The organism is Inquilinus sp. CAU 1745 (assembly GCF_039839375.1).
GTDB lineage: Bacteria > Pseudomonadota > Alphaproteobacteria > DSM-16000 > Inquilinaceae > JBDOQU01.
This window is the reverse complement of record NZ_JBDOQU010000026.1, coordinates 1-17,588: the sequence shown is the minus strand read 5'-3', so window position 1 is coordinate 17,588 and position 17,588 is coordinate 1. Positions and strand designations below refer to the sequence as shown.

The window sequence follows — 17,588 nt, the reverse complement described above, 5'->3', positions numbered from 1 at the left end:
TTCTTTTTTCCGTCATTCCAGCGGAGGCTGGAATCCATGGGCCGTGGCCGCTTCGCCGGCGGCGACGAACCAGGCGCCGCCCTGGCGTCCGTCGACGGCCCATGGATGCCGGATCAAGTCCGGCATGACGGTTTGGGTTGCCGCGCCAGAGCGGCGAAAGCCGACAAAAGCCCACATTTCTTTTTTCCGTCATTCCAGCGGGGGCTGGAATCCATGGGCCGTGGCCGCTTCATCGGCGGCGAAGGACCGGCCGCCGCCCTGGCGTCCGTCGACGGCCCATGGATGCCGGATCAAGTCCGGCACGACGGTTTTGGGTTGCTGCGCCAGAGCGGCGAAAGCCGACAAAAGCCTACATTTGCCTACAATGAAAAAGAATCCGCCCCACCGCCCCTCGGCGCGCTGACGCGGTTGTGATCCGGCGGGGCGGCAGGGTCGTATAGGATGATGTCCCCACGGCTCCCCCGGCCGGAAAGAAAAAGTCATGCCGCACATCGACGATCCCCAGACCCGGCGCGCCAATCTGGACTACATCCGGGCATCGATGAAGGCCCCTCTCCTGACCCGGGAGCGGGAGTTCGATCTCGCCCGCCGCTGGCGGGGCGAGGAAGACGAGGAGGCGCTGCACGAGCTGGTCCGCGCCTATGCGCGGCTGGTCGTCGCCACCGCCGGGCGGTTCCGCAATTACGGGCTGCCGATAGGCGATCTGGTGCAGGAAGGCAATGTCGGGCTGATGCAGGCCGCCTGCCGGTTCGAGCCGGAGCGCGACGTGCGCTTCTCGACCTACGCCGCCTGGTGGGTCAGGGCTGCGATGCAGGATTATATCCTGCGCAACTGGTCGATCGTCCGGACCGGCACCACCACGGCGCAGAAGGCGCTGTTCTTCAACCTGCGACGGCTGCGGGCCAGGATAGACGATCTGTCGGGCGGCCCGCTGACCGGGGAAGGCCGGGCCTGGATCGCGGGCGAGTTGCGGGTCGGGGTGCGGGACGTCGAGGCGATGGAGATGCGCATGTCCGGCGCGGACCAGTCGCTGAACGCCCCGGTCGCCGAAACCGGCGAGGATCGCTGGCAGGATTTCCTGCCCGACCAGCGGCCCGGACCGGAGGAAGTGGTGATCGGGATGCGCGACGGCGCGTCCCGCTCCCGCTGGCTGGCCGAGGCGATCGGCGAGCTGAGCCCGCGCGAACAGATCATCATCCGCCAGCGCCGCCTCAGCGAGGAGGGCGCGACGCTGGAGGAACTGGGCCGCCAGCTCGGCGTCAGCAAAGAACGGGTGCGCCAGCTCGAACACCGGGCGCTACTGAAGCTGCGCGCCTCCATGGAGCGGCGGGTGGAGGCTTCCGACGAGCTGCTGCCGGAAGCCTGACCTTCAATCCACGATCAGCTTGACCGGCGTTCCCGGCGGCGGACTTTCACCGGGCGTGAGGCCGTTCAGCGCGGCGAAGCGTTCCGCCGGCAGGGTGGCGTAGGGCATCCGGCCGATCAGCGGCCCGATCCCGCCCGCGGGGACCGGAACGATGGCGATCCGCGCCGGCGCGAACCGCTCCCGGTCCGCCGCCGTCAGGGCGTGGAAGCTGTAGGTCGCGCGCCTGAGGTCGAGATCCAGCCTGTCCGTCCATGGGGCTGGGGTCAGGAACAGGAAGCGGGCGACGGTCGAAGGACCGATCCGGATCGCCACCAGTCTCGCATCCTTCGGGCCCGCCCGCCCGTCGATCCTCAGGAGGCCGGTGGCGGCGGGGAAGCCGTTGATCGTCAGCCGCTCCGGCCGGCCGGACTCCCGCATCCAGACTGCGAGATAGGCGTCTGCCCGGACCGGCCGGTCGAGCGTCACGCGGTCGAAAACGATCCGGCTGCCGGCCGGACCGAACGCCTCCACCGTCCCGCCATGCTGGACCATCCGGAAGCCCGGCGGGGCCCGCCACATGATCCCGGCGGCGAGGTTGCCGTAGGCGTCGCCGACGATGCGGCCCTCGCCGATGCCGGAGCCGTAGACCAGCCCGTCGATATGGGCCAGATAGGCGTCGCGGTTGCGGATGCCGCCCGCTGAACCGACGGCCGGCCCGACGAGGATATCCGCCTGGACGATGCGCCGGGCCGCGCGCGGGTGACTGGCGCGGAAGCCGCCACCAGCATCGGCCGCGCCGGTCAGGCGCTGGCGCAGCGCATGGTCGCGGTCCAGCCGGCGCAGGAACCGCGACAGGGCTGCCGGGTCGTATCCGGCGCGGGCCAGGTAGCTGAGGCCGATGGCGTCGGCCTCCAGCTCCTGCTGGCGGTTATAGGCGCTGAGATAGGCGTCCGCCCCCAGCCCGGCCGCTGAGGCCACCGCACCGCCCAGCGCCGCGCCCATCAGCCCGACGCCCAGCTCGCCTATCGCGGCCTGGCGGTAGCGTTCGGCGGAATGGCGCGCCGTGACATGGGCGATCTCATGGGCCAGCACGCTCGCCAGTTCGGCCTCGTCGCCGGCCAGGGCGACCAGCCCGCGGGTGACGTGGATGTAGCCGCCGGGCAGGGCGAAGGCGTTGACCGTGCCGCTGTCCAGGACGGTGAAGCCGAAGCCGTCGGGCCGGCCGGTCCGGAGGGCGATGCGGCGGCCGATCGCGGAGACATAGGCGGCCAGCGCGGGATCGGCGTAGACGCCGCCATATTCGGCGACCAGCCTTGGATGCTGCGCCGCGCCGATCCGGGCCTCCGTCGCCGGGGCCATCAGGAAGGTCTGGCTGCGGCCGGTCACCGGGTTGACCGAACAGCCTGCCAGCAGGCCAAGCGCAACGAGGGGAGCGAGAAACCGTCTCATCAGCCGTCCAGCATCTCGATCTGCTCGGGATGCGTCGCTTCGATCAACGGGCCGTTGAACTCCCTCAGCCAGCCCCGCACCCGGACCCGGCGGCCTTCCCACTGCGTCGGATCGATCCCGGCCTCTTCGAAGGTGCGAGTGTCGGCCGGCTCGATCGAGATGGTGAAATCCCGGTCCCAATCCTCCCCGAAATTGAGGTAGATGCGCCCGCGCACCTCTTCGGCCGCCAGGATCACTCCCTCGACCAACTCGAAGCCGCCCACCGCCCGGCCCGCCTCTCCGGCGGCGCGGACGGCATAGTAGGGATGGTCCCAGATGCCGCGCCGCTCAGCCCGTGCCGACCGCTCCAGCGCCAGCATCTCGGCCACGGCGGCGCGGTTGTCCGGGAAGCTGTAGACCCGCGCCATGCCGGCCTCCAGCATCGCGCCCTGGATCCACAGCCCGTCCTCGCGGATCAGATGGGCCAGCTTCCGGCCGTACCGGTCGGTCCGGAGCCCGCCATAGGCCAGCGTCACCTGTCGGCCGAGCGTCAGCGCCTCCAGCGCCGCCTTCGCCTCGTCGGCCAGCGGCCATTCCACGAAGCCTTCCCGGCCCAGCGCCAGCTTCGGCGCCTGGAGCCCGACCAGCCGGACCTCCGCGCCATCCTCCAGGACCAGGGTGTCGCCGTCGATCACCGATTCGACGGTCCCGGCGCCGTCCCGCTCCAGCGACGCCGGGGCCTCGGCCGCCTGCGCCGGACTTGCGAGGATCATGAGGAGGAAGGTGAGGAACAGGCGCATGGGCTGGGTCGGTCCTCCGGACGGGATGGAACGCCGGATGAGGCGCAGGGTTTTACTTTCGCCGATCGGACCCCCTAAACTCCACCGGCAATTGCCTCGTTCTGACCCTGTCGGTGCCTCCCCATGCCTCGTGACGCCATCTACCCGCCGCTCGATCCGCTCCGGACGGGACTTCTCCAGGTCGACCCGATCCACACCCTCTATTGGGAGGAAAGCGGCAACCCGAACGGGACGCCGATCGTCTTCCTGCATGGCGGGCCGGGCGCGGGGGCGTCGGCGATGCACCGGCGCTTCTTCGATCCCGGCCACTACCGGATCGTCATCTTCGACCAGCGCGGCGCCGGCCGGTCGCGGCCGCTGGGGGAGGTGCGGAACAACACGACCGACCTGCTGATCGGCGATATCGACATGCTGCGCCGCCATCTCGGCATTGATCGCTGGCACGTCTTCGGCGGCTCCTGGGGGTCGACCCTGGCGCTTGCCTACGCCCAGGCGCATCCTGACGACTGCATCAGCCTGACCCTGCGCGGCATCTTCCTGATGCGCCGGGCGGAGATCGACTGGTTCCTGCACGGCATGAAGGCGATCTTCCCCGAAGCCTGGACGGCCTTCAGCACCTTCCTGCCGGCCGACGAACGGGACGATCTGCTGGAGAACTACCATTCCCGGCTGATGGACCCGGACCCGGCGATCCACATGCCGGCGGCACGGGCCTGGAGCGTCTACGAGGGCGCGTGCTCGACCCTGCTGCCCAACCCGGACACGGTCGCGGCGGCCGGGGAGGACACCCACGCGCTGGGGCTGGCGCGGATCGAGGCGCACTATTTCCGGAACAACCTCTTCGAGCCGGAGACCTTCCTGCTCGACCGCGTCAACCGCATCCGGCACATCCCGACGGTCATCGTGCAGGGCCGGTACGACGTGGTCTGCCCGATCGTCAGCGCCGACGAGCTGCGCCGGGCCTGGCCGGAGGCGCGCTACGTCGTCGTCCCGGACGCCGGCCATTCGGCGATGGAGCCGGGCATCCGCTCCGCGCTGATCGACGCCACCCAGCGCTTCCGCGCCATTGGCTGAGGTTGGGCCTGAGGCCGGCTATCTGGCCGGCCCTGAGGCCGGACGTGGCGCGGAAGCCGCAAATGCGCCATATTGCGCGGCTTAACAGTGCGCGGCTTAACAGACGACGCGCCCGCGCGGATCCGGCCCTGACGGCCGTTTAGCCCTCGCCGCGGGCCTGAACCAGGACAGGGAGTTCCCATGGGTCAATCCATCGCTCTGGTCGATGACGATCGCAATATCCTCACATCGGTGTCGATCTCGCTGGAAGCCGAAGGCTACGACGTCCGCACCTACGCCGATGGCGACGAGGCGCTGCGGGGGCTGACCGCCCGTCCGGTCGACCTCGCCGTGCTGGACATCAAGATGCCGCGCATGGACGGGATGGAGTTGCTCCAGCGGCTGCGTCAGTCGACCAACATGCCGGTCATCTTCCTGACCTCGAAGGATGACGAGGTCGACGAGCTTCTGGGCCTGCGCATGGGCGCGGACGACTACATCAAGAAGCCGTTCTCCCAGCGTCTGCTGATCGAGCGCATCCGCGCGCTCCTGCGCCGGGACCATCTCGCCGCCTCGCCGTCGGAGATCGATCCCAACGCCGTGGTCAGCCGGGGGGACCTCACGCTCGACAGCAACCGGCATGCCTGCCTCTGGAAGGGCGACCCGATCGAGCTGACGGTGACGGAGTTCCTGCTGGTGAAGGCGCTGGCGATCCGGCCGGGCCACGTCAAGAGCCGCGACCAGCTCATGGACGCCGCCTATGGCGAGCACATCTATGTCGACGACCGCACGATCGACAGCCACATCAAGCGGATCCGGAAGAAGTTCAAGGCGGTCGACGATAGCTTCAATCAGGTGGAGACGCTCTACGGCGTCGGCTACCGGTACAAGGAAGCCTGACCGGCAGGGTCGGGCGGAGGCTGTCCTTTTGGCGGTTGCCCACGATTTCAAGACGACGGAGGCCGAGGACGGCGCGTCGCCGGACGAGGAGGCGGAGGACGAGGACGATCGTCCCGTGCCCCATCCCTCGCGCCTGCGCGCCCTTACCCGCCTGATCCGCTGGCGGCGCCGGCGGTGGGTGTCCAAGCTGACCGCCCGCGTCCTGGCCATCAACGTCCTGGCGCTGCTGATCCTGGTCGGCGGGCTGCTCTATCTCGGCCAGTATGAGGAAAGGCTGCTGCAGTCGGAGATGCAGTCGCTCCGGACCGAGGCGCTTATCTTCGCCGGCGCGCTGGCCGAAGGGGCGGTGGTCGGCGATTTCGACGAACCCCAATCGCTCGATCCGCGACTGGCCCGCAACATGATCCGCCGTCTCTACGAAACGACGGATACGAGGACGCGGCTGTTCGCGCTCGACGGCAGCCTGATCGCCGACAGCCGGAGGCTCGGGGGAGCAGGCGGCGTCGTGGAAGTCGCGCCGCTGGTCATGGACTATGAGGAGAATCCATGGCTGCGGGAGGCGTTCGACACCGCCTATGCCTGGATCACCAACCAGATGCCGGAGACCAAGCGCTGGCCACCCTATGAGGAGGATGCGACCCAGCAGGCGCAGGATTACGCGCCGGTGCAGCGGGCGCTCTGGGGCTATGTCGGCCAGAAGGTCTGGTCCAACCCGTCGGGGGGACAGATCCTCGGCGTGGCGGTGCCCATCCAGCGCCTTCGCGCGGTGCTGGGCTCGGTAATGGTGACGCGGGACACCGCCCGCATCGATCGGACGGTGCAGTCCCTGCGTGAGGACATCCTGCGGGTCTTCGGCATCGCCGCCGGCATCACCGTGTTGCTGTCGCTCTATCTCGCCGGCTCCATCACCCGGCCGATCCGACGGCTGGCGGCGGCGGCGGAGCAGGTGAAGCGCGGCCACGGCCGCCATCAGGCCATCCCGGACTTCACCGGCCGAAGAGATGAGATCGGTGAGCTGTCAGGGTCGCTCCGCGACATGACGGAGGCGCTGTGGAACCGGATGGACGCGATCGAGCGGTTCGCCGCCGACGTGGCCCATGAGATCAAGAACCCGCTCACCTCCCTGCGCAGCGCGGTGGAGACGGCGTCCAGGATCGAGGACCGGGAGAAGCAGCGCCGGCTGATGACCATCATCGTGGAGGATGTGGCGCGTCTCGATCGCCTCATCACCGACATCTCCGACGCCTCCCGCCTGGATGCGGAGCTTTCGCGGTCGGAGACGGAATCGGTCGATATCGGCAAGATCCTGGAGATGCTGATCGACCTTTACAGGACGACCCGGCAGGAGAACGGGCCGGTCTTCGCGCTTTCCCTCCGGAAGAGCCGTCCTCTCGTCGCGCAGGGGCTGGAGGGGCGGCTGGTCCAGGTCTTCCGCAACCTGATCACCAACGCCATGTCCTTCTCCCCGCCCGACGGCAGGATCGTCCTGCGCGCGCGCCGCACCGATTCATGGGTGGAGGTGGTGATCGAGGATGAGGGGCCGGGGATACCCCAGGCCAAGCTCGACGCCATCTTCAACCGCTTCTATACGGAGCGTCCGGTGGGGGAGAAGTTCGGCACCCATTCCGGCCTCGGCCTCAGCATCTCCAAGCAGATCGTGGATGCCCATAACGGCCGCATCTTCGCGGAGAACCGCGAGGACGGGCAGGGAGCCCGCTTCACCGTCATGATCCCGACGGTTCAGCCGTGACGGGGCCAGTCGTGACGGGCCCGGCCGTGACAGCCGCCCTCGCGATTGACAGGGACGGACCGGCACCCCACCTTGCCGGCGTGAAATCGATCCATGCCACCTGCGTGGCGCTCGGCGGCGTCGGGATCCTGCTGCGCGGCCCGTCGGGAAGCGGCAAGTCCGACCTGGCCCTGCGCCTGATCGATCAGGGCGCCCGCCTGGTCGCCGACGACCGGGTCGTGCTCCGGGAGGACGGCGGCGAACTGCGCGCGGAAGCGCCGCCGCGCTTACGCGGGCTGCTGGAGGTGCGGGGAGTCGGACCGATAACCGTCCCGTCGGTCCTGTCCGTCGCCGTCAGGCTCATCGTCGATCTGGCCCCGTCCGGAGAGGTCGAGAGGCTGCCCGACGCGGCGTTCGATATCCTGGAGGGAAAGCCGATCGCGCGCCATCTGCTGTCGGCCTTCGAAGCGTCCGCCCCGGCCAAGATCAGGCTGCTGGCGCGGCTGACCGCGGATGTTCCGGCGGTGGAGATATGATGGACGCACCCCCCCGGTCCCGCGACGGCGCGCGGCGGGTCATCCTCATCACGGGCCTGAGCGGGGCCGGCATGACCACGGCGCTGAAATCGCTGGAGGATCTGGGGCATGAGGCGATCGACAATCTGCCGCTGGCGCTGATGCCGCCCCTGGTCGACCAGATCGAACCGCATGGCCGGCCGCTGGCGATCACCATCGATTCCCGGACCCGCGACTTCTCCGCCGACGCGCTGGTCGCGCACGTCAAGGCGCTTCAGGCGCGGGAGGATATCGACGCCCGGCTGCTGTTCGTCGATTGCGACCCGGACGTGCTGCAACGGCGCTTCACCGAAACCCGCCGGCGGCATCCGCTGGCCATCGACCGCCCCGTCTCCGACGGGATCAGCCGCGAACAGCAGATCGTGGCTCCCCTGCGCGACCAGGCCGACCTGGTCATCGACACCTCGATCCTGACGATCCATGAGCTGCGCCGCTTCCTGGCGGCGGAATTCGCCGAGCCGGGCGAATCCGGGCTGTTCGTCTTCGTCACCTCCTTCGCCTTCCGCCGGGGGCTGCCGCGCGAGGCGGATCTGGTGTTCGACGTAAGGTTCCTCGATAACCCGCACTGGGACCCGGAGCTGCGCCCGCTGACCGGGCTGGACGCGGCGGTCCAGACGGTGATCCTCCAGGATCCGGACTTCGACGGCTTCCTCGACCGGCTGACCGGCCTTCTCGGGCCGCTCCTTCCCCGCTACAACCGCGAGGGCAAGAGCTACCTCACCGTCGCGGTCGGCTGTTCCGGCGGCCGCCACCGTTCCGTCTTCGTCGCGGAACGGCTTGCGTCATGGCTGTCGGGGTTGAACTATCGCGTCGGACTGGCGCACAGGGACCTGCCGGCGGCATCCTGACCGGCGAGGAAGGCGGATCGAGGGGCATGGGACGGGACGACGAAGGGGCGACGCCGATGATCGGAATGGTTCTGGTGACCCACGGCCGCCTGGCCGAGGAGTTCATCGCGGCGCTGGAGCACGTCGTGGGGCCGCAGAAGAACATCGCGTCCATCTGCATCGGGCCGGACGACGACATGGAAAGGCGTCGCCAGGACATATTGAGCAAGGTGTCGGAGGTTGACGCCGGCAAGGGCGTCGTGCTCTTGACCGACATGTTCGGCGGCACGCCGTCGAACCTCGCCATCTCCGTCATGGACCGGGCGGACGTGGAGGTGATCGCCGGCATCAACCTGCCGATGCTGATCAAGCTGGCCTCGGTCCGGGCAGCGGAACCGCTGGGCCAGGCGGTAATCCAGGCGCGGGACGCCGGCCAGAAATACATCAACGTCGCCTCGACCCTGCTCGCCGAAGGCAAATGACGGGCGGCCCGGCCATGTCGTCAGAGGTCCCGGACGCCAGGACCATCATGATTCGCAACCAGCGCGGACTGCACGCCCGCGCGGCGGCGAAGTTCGTGAAAATCGTCGGCCAGCACAAGGCGCGCGTGCTGGTCTGCCGCAACGGCATGGAGGTCGGCGGGGACAGCATCATGGGGCTGATGATGCTCGCGGCGGGGCCGGGATCGTCGGTCAGGCTCCAGGCATCGGGGCCGGAGGCGGCATCGGTGCTGGACGCGCTCCAGGCGCTGATCGAGCGGAAGTTCGATGAGGAATGAAGGCCGCAGGCCCCGCCCGGCCGCCGAGCGGCGGGACGACGGCTGCCTGAAGGGGCTGGGCGTCGCGCCCGGCGTCGCGATCGGCCCCGCTCATGTCGCGGAAGGCGGCTTCATCCAGGCGCCGGAATATCTCGTCCTGGCGGATGAGATCGCCGCCGAATGCCATCGTCTGAAGGACGCGGTGGGCAAGGCGCGCCGGCAACTCCAGAAGCTCCAGGCGAAGACGTCGGCCCTGCCGGAAGCGGCGGCGGAGGAGATCAGCTTCCTGCTGGACGCGCATATCGCCATCCTCAGCGGCTCCCGGCTGCTGCGGGGGGCGGAACGCCGGATCGTGGAGGACCAGTACAACGCCGCCTATGCGGTGCAGAGCGAGATCATGACGCTCTCCCGCCAGTTCGAGGCGCTGGAGGACACCTATCTGGCGGCCCGGGTGCAGGACGTAAAGGATGTCGGCAGCCGGCTGATCCGCAATCTGGCGGACCGGCCCTACCAGGCGTTCTCCCGGTTGACCGAAGGCAGCATCGTGGTCGCGGAGGAGATCACTCCGGCGGACACGGCGCTGATGGACCCCAGGCGCATCGCCGGCTTCTGCAGCGTGATCGGCGGCGCGGAGGGGCATACGGCGATCATGGCGCGGTCGCTGGGACTGCCGGCGGTGCTGGGCGTGCCGGGGCTGATGCGCCGGGTCCGGCCGGGGCAGACGATGATCGTCGACGGGGCCGAGGGGCTGGTCTTCGTCGACCCGCCGGCCGACGTGCTGGCGGACTATCGCGCCCGCCAGATCTCGATCGCCGCCGGCCGGGCGCAGCTCCGCACGCTGATCGCGGTGCCGTCGCGGACCCGCGACGGTGTCGACATCTCATTGCAGATCAATTTGGAGCTTCCCCGCGACGTGCCGGCGGCGATCGATCTTGGCGCCGACGGGGTGGGGCTGCTGCGCACGGAATTCCTGTTCATGAACCGGGACGACGTGCCCAGCGAGGATGAACAGTATGAGAGCCTGAGGGAGATCGTGGAGGGCATGAAGGGGCGGCCGGTGACCATCCGGACGCTGGATGTCGGCGGGGAGAAGCTGGCCTCCGCGCTGGGCCGGCATGTGCCGGAAAGCGTGAACCCGGCGCTGGGGCTGCGGGCGATACGGCTGTCGCTCCGGGAACCCCAACTCCTGGCCTCGCAGCTTTCGGCCATCCTGCGCGCCGGCGCTCATGGGCCCATCCGCATCCTGTTGCCCATGATCACGTCGGGCGGCGAGGTCCGGCAGGTGAAGGCGGCGCTGGCCTCGGTCGTCCGGAAGCTGAACCGCGCCGGCGTTCCGATCTCGAACCCCCTGCCGCCGCTGGGCGCGATGGTCGAGGTGCCGGCCGCCGCCCTGTCCGCCGACGCGCTGGCCCGGGAGGTCGATTTCTTCGCGCTGGGGACCAACGACCTGATCCAGTACACGCTGGCGATCGACCGGGGCGACGAGGCGGTGGCGCATCTCTATGACCCGCTTCATCCCGCCGTCCTGAAGCTGATCGGCCTGTCGGCGGAGGCCGCGGGACGGGCCGGTATCCCCGTCAGCATCTGCGGCGAAATGGCGGGCGATCCGCGCTATACGGCGCTGCTCATCGGGCTCGGCGTCCGCGACCTCTCCATGTCGCCGGCCGGGTTGCTGCCGGTCAAGAACCGCATCCGCACGATCGACAGCGCGGCGGCGACGCGCCGGGCGCGGATGATGCTGGATGAAACCGACAGCGGGCGCATCGCCGTCCTGCTGGATGATTTCAACGACGCGTCCTAGGGAAAGCGTCTGTCTCAGCAGCAAATATAAAGATATCTTTATGCTTGTGCGGGAGCGGCCCGGTTGGTAAACCGGCCCCAACCACGACCGGTCATGTCCGATTGCCTGGGCGTGACGGCCAATTCTCGTATTTCGCGGAGGTTCAGATGCCCGATGCCGGCGGCTTTTCCGACTACAAGGTCAAAGACATCTCCCTGGCCGGCTGGGGCCGCAAGGAGATCGCCATCGCCGAGACCGAGATGCCGGGCCTGATGGCCCTGCGCGAGGAATACGGGACGTCCAAGCCGCTGCGCGGCGCGCGGATCGCCGGCTGCCTGCACATGACGATCCAGACGGCGGTGCTGATCGAGACGCTGACGGCGCTGGGCGCGGAGGTCCGCTGGTCCTCCTGCAACATCTTCTCCACCCAGGACCAGGCCGCCGCCGCCGTGGCCGAGGCCGGGACGCCGGTCTTCGCCTGGAAGGGACTGGAGGAGGACGAGTTCTGGTGGTGCATCGAGCAGACCATCACCGGCCCCGACGGCTGGCGGCCGAACATGATCCTGGATGATGGCGGCGACCTCACCCAGATCATGCACGAGAAGTATCCCGAACTGCTGGACGACGTTCGGGGCCTGTCGGAGGAGACGACGACCGGCGTCCACAGGCTCTATGAGATGGCGAAGGCCGGGACGCTGAAGGTGCCGGCGATCAACGTCAATGACAGCGTGACCAAGTCGAAGTTCGACAATCTCTATGGCTGCCGGGAAAGCCTGGTCGACGGCATCAAACGGGCGACCGACGTGATGCTGGCCGGCAAGGTCGCCGTCGTCTGCGGCTATGGCGATGTCGGCAAGGGGTCGGCGGAATCTCTCCGCAGCCAGGGCGCGCGCGTGATGGTGACGGAGATCGATCCGATCTGCGCGCTTCAGGCCGCGATGGAGGGCTACGAGGTCGTCACGATGGACGACGCGGCGTCGAAGGGCGACATCTTCGTCACCGCGACCGGCAATGTCGACGTCATCACGCTCGACCACATGCGGGACATGAAGGACCGCGCGATCGTCTGCAACATCGGCCACTTCGACAGCGAGATCCAGATCGACTCGCTGCGGAACTACAAGTGGGAAGAGGTGAAGCCCCAGGTCGACGAGGTTATCTTCCCCGACAACAAACGGCTGATCATCCTCGCCAAGGGGCGGCTGGTGAATCTGGGCTGCGCCACCGGGCATCCCAGCTTCGTCATGAGCGCGTCCTTCACCAACCAGGTGCTGGCGCAGATCGAGCTTTGGCAGAACCACGCCAATTACGAGAAGAAGGTCTACGTCCTGCCGAAGAACCTGGACGAGAAGGTCGCGCGGCTGCATCTGCAGAAGCTGGGCGCGACCCTGACCACCCTTACCGACCGGCAGGCGACCTATATCGGCATCGACGAGCAGGGTCCGTTCAAGCCGGAATATTACCGCTACTGACCGTCTTCGGGCGTCAAACATTACTGAAATCGGGCAAGCCGGCAGCGTGTAGACGCTGCCGGCTTGTTCATGTGACCCAAGTTCTCTTAGATTGAGACGGTGTTTTTCTTTTCGTCTCAGACGAAGATGCGGTCGCCCGTGCGCGCTTTCCTGTTCATCTGCTTAGCCTGGCTGACGCCGGCCGCCGCCCGTGCCCAGGGCGCGGAGGCCGCGATGTCGACCATGCCGTGGCTGGTCTGGGCGGTCCCGCTTCTGGTCGTGCTGTGCTTCGTCGCGGGCTATGCCCTGATGCGCCGGAACCACCATGAGCAGCTTGCGGCGACGACGATGGAGCGGTGGCGGCTGGAAGCGCTCCTCTCCTCCGTTCCCGGCGCCTATTGCGGCTGGGGGGCGGACGGGACGACGGCCGTCTCCGACGATTTCCGGCGGCTGATCGGTCGCGACCGCATCAACGGCTTCGAGGATATCGAGGATGCGCTGAGCGCCGGCGACGCGGCGGCGCTCCACAGCGCCTTCGCGCGTTTGCAGGAGAAGGGGGAGCCGTTCCGTCTGGTGGCGACGGAGGCGGTGGCCGGCCGGCGGCTGGAGTTCCAGGGCGCGCGGGGCCGCGCGCTTGACGTCGGCTACACCTTCGACGCGCTTTGGCTGTCCGACGTGACCGACCGGGAGACGGCGGCCCAGCGTTCCACCCGCGCGCTCGACGCGGCGCTGAAGGAGCAATCGGAAACAAACAAGTTCCAGCAGGAGCTGTGCGCCCTCTTGGACACGCTGCCGCTGCCGGTCTGGCTGCGCCGGTCCGATCTGTCGCTCGGCTGGGTCAACCGCGCCTATCTGAAGGCCCTCGACGCGCCGCTGGACACGGTCCTGGCCGAACAGCGCGAACTGGGCGGCGGGGTGATCGCCGCCCACGAGGCCGTTCCCGGCCGCGCGCTCGCCGCCCAGGCTAGGACGCTCGGCGGGGCGCGGCGCGAACGCCACCATGTCGTCATCGGCGGCGAACGCCGGCTGCTGGACTTCACGGAGACGCAGGTCCGCGGCGGCGAGGATGACGAGCGCCTGTCCGGCCTCGTCATCGGCTATGCGGCCGACGTGACACCGATCGAGGAGATCCAGGCCGACCTGGACCGGCATGTCAGGGCCCATGCCGAGGTGCTGGAGCACCTGAAATCCGCCATCGCCATCTTCGGTCCCGACAAGCGGCTGAAATTCTTCAACCAGTCCTATGTGACGCTCTGGTCGTTCGAGGAAGGCTGGCTGGAGAGCGAGCCGATGCTGGGAGAGATCCTGGAGGACCTCCACGAACGCCGGCAATTGCCGGAATATGCCAACTTCCCGGCCTACAAGCGCAGCCAGGACCAGCTCTTCACCTCGCTGCTGGAGCCCAACGAGGATCTGCTCCATCTCCCCGACGGCACGACGCTGCGCTCCGTCGTCACGCCGCACCCGTTCGGCGGCCTGCTGTTCGTGCTGGAGGACGTGACCAGCTCCCTGACGCTGGAGCGGAACTACAACACGCTGATGGAGGTGCAGCGCGAGAGCCTGGACAATCTGGCCGAAGGCATCGCCGTCTATGGCAGCGACGGCCGGCTGAGGCTGAGCAATCCGGCCTTCCAGCGCATCTGGGGGCTGACCGTCGACGACGTGGCGGGCCATCCGCATGTGATGGAGGTCGTGGAGAAGACGCGCGACTTCTACGATTCCGGTGGCGACTGGGAGAAGATCCGGTCGGAAATGGTCGCCAACGCGCTGGAGCGGGATGAGACGAGCGCGCGGCTGGAACGGCGGGACGGATCGGTCATCGCCTTCTCCACCGTGCCGCTGCCCGATGGCGGGGTGCTGAACTCCTTCCTGGACGTCACCGACAGCGTGAAGGTGGAGCAGGCGCTGAGGTCGTCCAACGCCGCGCTGGAGACGGCCGACCGGCTGAAGTCGGAGTTCATCGCCAACGTCTCCTACCAGCTCCGCACGCCGCTGAACGCGATCATGGGATTCGCGGAAATCCTCAACAACCGCTATTTCGGCGACCTCAACGAGCGGCAGTTCGAATATACCGAAAGCATCATCGACGCTTCGCAGCGCCTGCTGTCGCTGATCAACGACATCCTCGACCTGGCGACCATCGAGGCCGGCTACATGGCCTTGGAGCGCCGGCCGGTGGAGGTCCATGCGATGGTCCGCAACGTGCACGAACTGATGCGCGAATGGGCGGGCAAGCAGAACCTGAAGATCACGGTCAGCTGCGACGCCGGCATCGGCCTGATCGACGCGGACGAAAGGCGGCTGAAGCAGGCACTTTACAATCTCGTCAGCAACGCGATCAAGTTCACGCCGGCCGGCGGCAGAATCACCCTGTCGGCGCGCCGCGCCGACGGGCGGCTGACCCTGACCGTGGCCGATACCGGTATCGGCATTCCCGAAGCCGACCAGCGGCGCGTTCTGGGCCGGTTCGAGAAGGCCCATCCGAACTCACGCCATAGCGGCGTCGGGCTGGGATTGGCGCTGGTCAAGAGCCTGGTGGAGATGCATGGCGGGCAACTGGAGCTGAAATCCAAGCCGGGCGAGGGAACGACGGTAAGCTGCATCCTGCCCTCCGGCGATATGGACGGCGTCGACCTGCCGGCGGCGCTGGATCCCCAGCAGGAGCGCCGTTCCGCTTCCTGATCCCCGCCTTCCAGTCTCAGGCGCGGGCCAGGCGGGCGCGGAGGAAGGACAGCTTCGCGGTGGCGATCATGTTGCCGATCAGCACCAGGACCGCGCCGGCGAGGGCCGAGCCGGTCCAGACATAGCCTTCCAGGAATGTGGAGATCGCCAGCGCGACCACCGGGAACAGCACGGTGGCGTAGGAGGCGCGGTCGGCGCCGATCCGTCCCAGCAGGGTGAAATAGCAGCCGAAGGCTACGACGGAGCCGAAGATCGCGAGGAAGACCAGCGAGCCGACATAGGGAACCGTCCACTCAAAGACGAAGTCGTGGCCGCGCAGGAGAGCGATCACGAATACGGCGGCGGCGCCATAGACCATCGAGAACGCGGTGCAGGACAGGACGGGGATGCCGGCCTTCTGGTTCGACCCGGCCAGCAGCCCGCCGATGGAGAAGGAGGCGGTGGCGACGATCACCAGCGCGAGGCCGAGCCCCATGCCGCCCGACAGGTCGAAGCCGTCCATGTCCGGCGCGAAGACCAGCGCCATGCCGAGGAAGCCGACGGCCGCCCCGGCGATGACGCGCGGTCGCAGGGGCTGCCGGAAGAAGAGCGCGCCGAACAGGATCGTCATGAAGACGATGTTGGCGTTGGAGACGGCCATCAGGCCACTGGGAACCAGCGCGGCGGCGAAATAGACCAGCGTGTAGCCGATCCCGATGTTCAGCAGCCCCTGGGTCGCCATCCGGGCATGTTCCCGCCAGCCGAAGCGCAGCCTCTCGCCCCGCACGGCGAGGAATCCCAGCATCAGCAGCGAAGCGAGCGCGAAACGGTAGCCGACCGACAGTTCGGCCGGCACCGGTCCGACCTGGAAGGTCAGCGCATACCAGGTGGAACCCCAGATGAGGACCACGAGGCCGTAGAGCAGGCTGTTGGGCATGACGATGTCGTCCGGAGGCTCCGAGGGGAGAAGAGGCTATGCCTCGATCCCTTCCGCAACAATGAGAACATTGTCTGGGTTTAACCGCTACGCCGCCGGGACGCCCTTGGTGGTCGAATATTCGAAATGCAGCGCCTCGCCGGGGAACACCAGCGGGTGGATGGAATGGGCGGCCTGCGCTGCCTCCGCGAAGCCGGTCAGGATCAGCTTCAGCTTGCGCGGATAGGTCGCGATGTCGCCGATCGCGAAGATGCCGGGCGCACTGGTCTCCGCCGTCGCTTGATCGATCGCGATGTGGTGGCGATCGAGTTGCAGGCCCCATTCAGCGATCGGCCCCAGATTCATCGACAGGCCGAAGAAGGGAAGTAGCGCGTCGGCTTCCAGGCGCTTTGTCTCCCCCTCCAGCGTGGCCACGACGACGGCCGACAGCGCGCCGTCCGATCCTTCCAGCCCGTGGAGCTGGTAGGGCGTCACGATCTCGATCTTTCCGGCCTCCGCCAGCGCGTGCAGCTTCGCCACGCTGTCGGGCGCGCCGCGAAATTTCGGCCGCCGATGGACGACCATCACCTTCTCCGCGATGTCGGCCAGGATGATCGACCAGTCCAGCGCGCTGTCGCCGCCGCCGGCGATGACGACGCGCTTGCCGCGGAAGGCTTCGCGCCGGGTCACCATGTAGTGGACCGACGTTCCCTCATAATCCTCGATGCCGGCGATCGGCGGCCGGTTGGGACCGAAGGCGCCGACGCCGGCGGCGACGATCACCGCGCGCGCGTCGATCCGGGTTCCAGCACTGGTTTCCAGGAGGAACCGCCCGTCCGGCTGCGGGGTCAGCTTTTCGACCTGCTGGTCCAGATGGTAGACCGGATCGAAGGGCCGCGCCTGCTCGGCCAATTGCTCGATCAGGCCGGCGGCGTCGATCGAGGGGTAGCCGGGGATATCGTAGATCGGCTTTTCCGGGTAGAGCGCCGCGCATTGACCGCCGGGAACGCCCAGCGCGTCGATGACATGCGCCTTCATCTTCAGCATGCCGCATTCGAAGACGGCGAACAGACCGACGGGGCCGGCGCCGATGATGGCGACATCCGTGCGATGAACCGGCATGGGAACTCCGTTCTGCGGTGATGCTGAGGCGTGGGCCATCCTTTGCCAAGATAAGCCGGCAGGCGCAAGTGCCGGCCCGGAAGCGCGGCGCCCGATCCTTCACCGCCGGCGAAGCGGTGGCGGCCCATGGATTCCTGTGTGTTGGATGGTTGCTATGATGGGAGCGGGAAGGAGGCCGTTGGATTCGAGGTCGCCCGATCGGTAGACCGTATGCTGGCCTGGCCCCTTCCCGCTCGTCTTGCAC

The 17,588-nt window shown here is 68.0% G+C and carries 16 protein-coding genes; 12 read left to right on the top strand and 4 right to left on the bottom strand.

The features are described from left to right. The first annotated feature begins 36 nt into the window (after positions 1–36). Complete coding sequence (locus AAFN89_RS20530) at positions 37–414, top strand: hypothetical protein (protein ID WP_347541139.1); 378 nt, start codon at positions 37–39, stop codon at positions 412–414. A 67-nt stretch (positions 415–481) separates the two neighbouring features. After that, positions 482–1,366 (top strand): RNA polymerase factor sigma-32, encoded by an 885-nt coding sequence (locus tag AAFN89_RS20525; RefSeq protein ID WP_347541137.1) that lies wholly within the window; start codon positions 482–484, stop codon positions 1,364–1,366. A gap of 3 nt (positions 1,367–1,369) precedes the next feature. Here AAFN89_RS20525 and AAFN89_RS20520 read toward each other — a convergent pair whose 3' ends face one another. Both AAFN89_RS20520 and AAFN89_RS20515 read right to left on the bottom strand, forming a co-directional pair. Further along, positions 1,370–2,794: a M48 family metalloprotease gene (locus AAFN89_RS20520; protein ID WP_347541135.1), complete on the bottom strand. Its 1,425-nt coding sequence runs from the start codon at positions 2,792–2,794 to the stop codon at positions 1,370–1,372. Then, the gene (locus tag AAFN89_RS20515) at positions 2,794–3,573 is read right to left on the bottom strand and encodes a thermonuclease family protein (protein WP_347541133.1); all 780 of its coding nucleotides are present in this window, start codon (positions 3,571–3,573) and stop codon (positions 2,794–2,796) included. Before AAFN89_RS20515 ends, AAFN89_RS20520 begins: the two co-directional genes overlap by 1 nt. Before the next feature lie 123 nt (positions 3,574–3,696). On the opposite strand from AAFN89_RS20515, the gene pip reads away from it, so the two are divergent. The 10 genes from pip (at position 3,697) to AAFN89_RS20465 (ending at position 15,327) form a co-directional block, all read left to right on the top strand. Beyond that, positions 3,697–4,647 carry a prolyl aminopeptidase gene (gene pip / locus AAFN89_RS20510; protein ID WP_347541131.1) on the top strand — a complete coding sequence of 317 codons (951 nt, stop codon included), beginning with the start codon at positions 3,697–3,699 and terminating at the stop codon, positions 4,645–4,647. Between the two features lie 180 nt (positions 4,648–4,827). Next, positions 4,828–5,526 (top strand): response regulator transcription factor, encoded by a 699-nt coding sequence (locus AAFN89_RS20505; RefSeq protein ID WP_347541129.1) that lies wholly within the window; start codon positions 4,828–4,830, stop codon positions 5,524–5,526. A 28-nt stretch (positions 5,527–5,554) separates the two neighbouring features. After that, positions 5,555–7,276: a stimulus-sensing domain-containing protein gene (locus AAFN89_RS20500; RefSeq protein WP_347541127.1), complete on the top strand. Its 1,722-nt coding sequence runs from the start codon at positions 5,555–5,557 to the stop codon at positions 7,274–7,276. 26 nt (positions 7,277–7,302) lie between these two features. Next, positions 7,303–7,791: an HPr kinase/phosphatase C-terminal domain-containing protein gene (locus AAFN89_RS20495; RefSeq protein WP_347541125.1), complete on the top strand. Its 489-nt coding sequence runs from the start codon at positions 7,303–7,305 to the stop codon at positions 7,789–7,791. Beyond that, the gene (gene rapZ / locus AAFN89_RS20490) at positions 7,788–8,678 is read left to right on the top strand and encodes an RNase adapter RapZ (protein ID WP_347541123.1); all 891 of its coding nucleotides are present in this window, start codon (positions 7,788–7,790) and stop codon (positions 8,676–8,678) included. The genes AAFN89_RS20495 and rapZ overlap by 4 nt, the downstream gene beginning before the upstream one ends. Before the next feature lie 56 nt (positions 8,679–8,734). Further along, positions 8,735–9,139 carry a PTS sugar transporter subunit IIA gene (locus AAFN89_RS20485; protein ID WP_347541162.1) on the top strand — a complete coding sequence of 135 codons (405 nt, stop codon included), beginning with the start codon at positions 8,735–8,737 and terminating at the stop codon, positions 9,137–9,139. A gap of 14 nt (positions 9,140–9,153) precedes the next feature. Next, positions 9,154–9,435 carry an HPr family phosphocarrier protein gene (locus AAFN89_RS20480; RefSeq protein ID WP_347541121.1) on the top strand — a complete coding sequence of 94 codons (282 nt, stop codon included), beginning with the start codon at positions 9,154–9,156 and terminating at the stop codon, positions 9,433–9,435. Continuing rightward, entirely contained in the window at positions 9,425–11,215 is a 1,791-nt protein-coding gene (gene ptsP, locus AAFN89_RS20475) for a phosphoenolpyruvate--protein phosphotransferase (RefSeq protein WP_347541119.1), read from the top strand. The genes AAFN89_RS20480 and ptsP overlap by 11 nt, the downstream gene beginning before the upstream one ends. A gap of 146 nt (positions 11,216–11,361) precedes the next feature. Then, complete coding sequence (gene ahcY / locus AAFN89_RS20470) at positions 11,362–12,666, top strand: adenosylhomocysteinase (protein WP_347541117.1); 1,305 nt, start codon at positions 11,362–11,364, stop codon at positions 12,664–12,666. Positions 12,667–12,804: 138 nt separating this feature from the next. Continuing rightward, positions 12,805–15,327, top strand: coding sequence for an ATP-binding protein (locus AAFN89_RS20465; RefSeq protein ID WP_347541115.1), 2,523 nt, complete (start codon positions 12,805–12,807; stop codon positions 15,325–15,327). 16 nt (positions 15,328–15,343) lie between these two features. Here the strand turns inward: AAFN89_RS20465 and AAFN89_RS20460 are convergent, their stop codons facing one another. Both AAFN89_RS20460 and AAFN89_RS20455 read right to left on the bottom strand, forming a co-directional pair. After that, positions 15,344–16,243: an EamA family transporter gene (locus AAFN89_RS20460; protein WP_347541113.1), complete on the bottom strand. Its 900-nt coding sequence runs from the start codon at positions 16,241–16,243 to the stop codon at positions 15,344–15,346. An 87-nt stretch (positions 16,244–16,330) separates the two neighbouring features. Continuing rightward, positions 16,331–17,344: an NAD(P)/FAD-dependent oxidoreductase gene (locus tag AAFN89_RS20455; RefSeq protein ID WP_347541111.1), complete on the bottom strand. Its 1,014-nt coding sequence runs from the start codon at positions 17,342–17,344 to the stop codon at positions 16,331–16,333. Positions 17,345–17,588 lie beyond the last annotated feature (244 nt).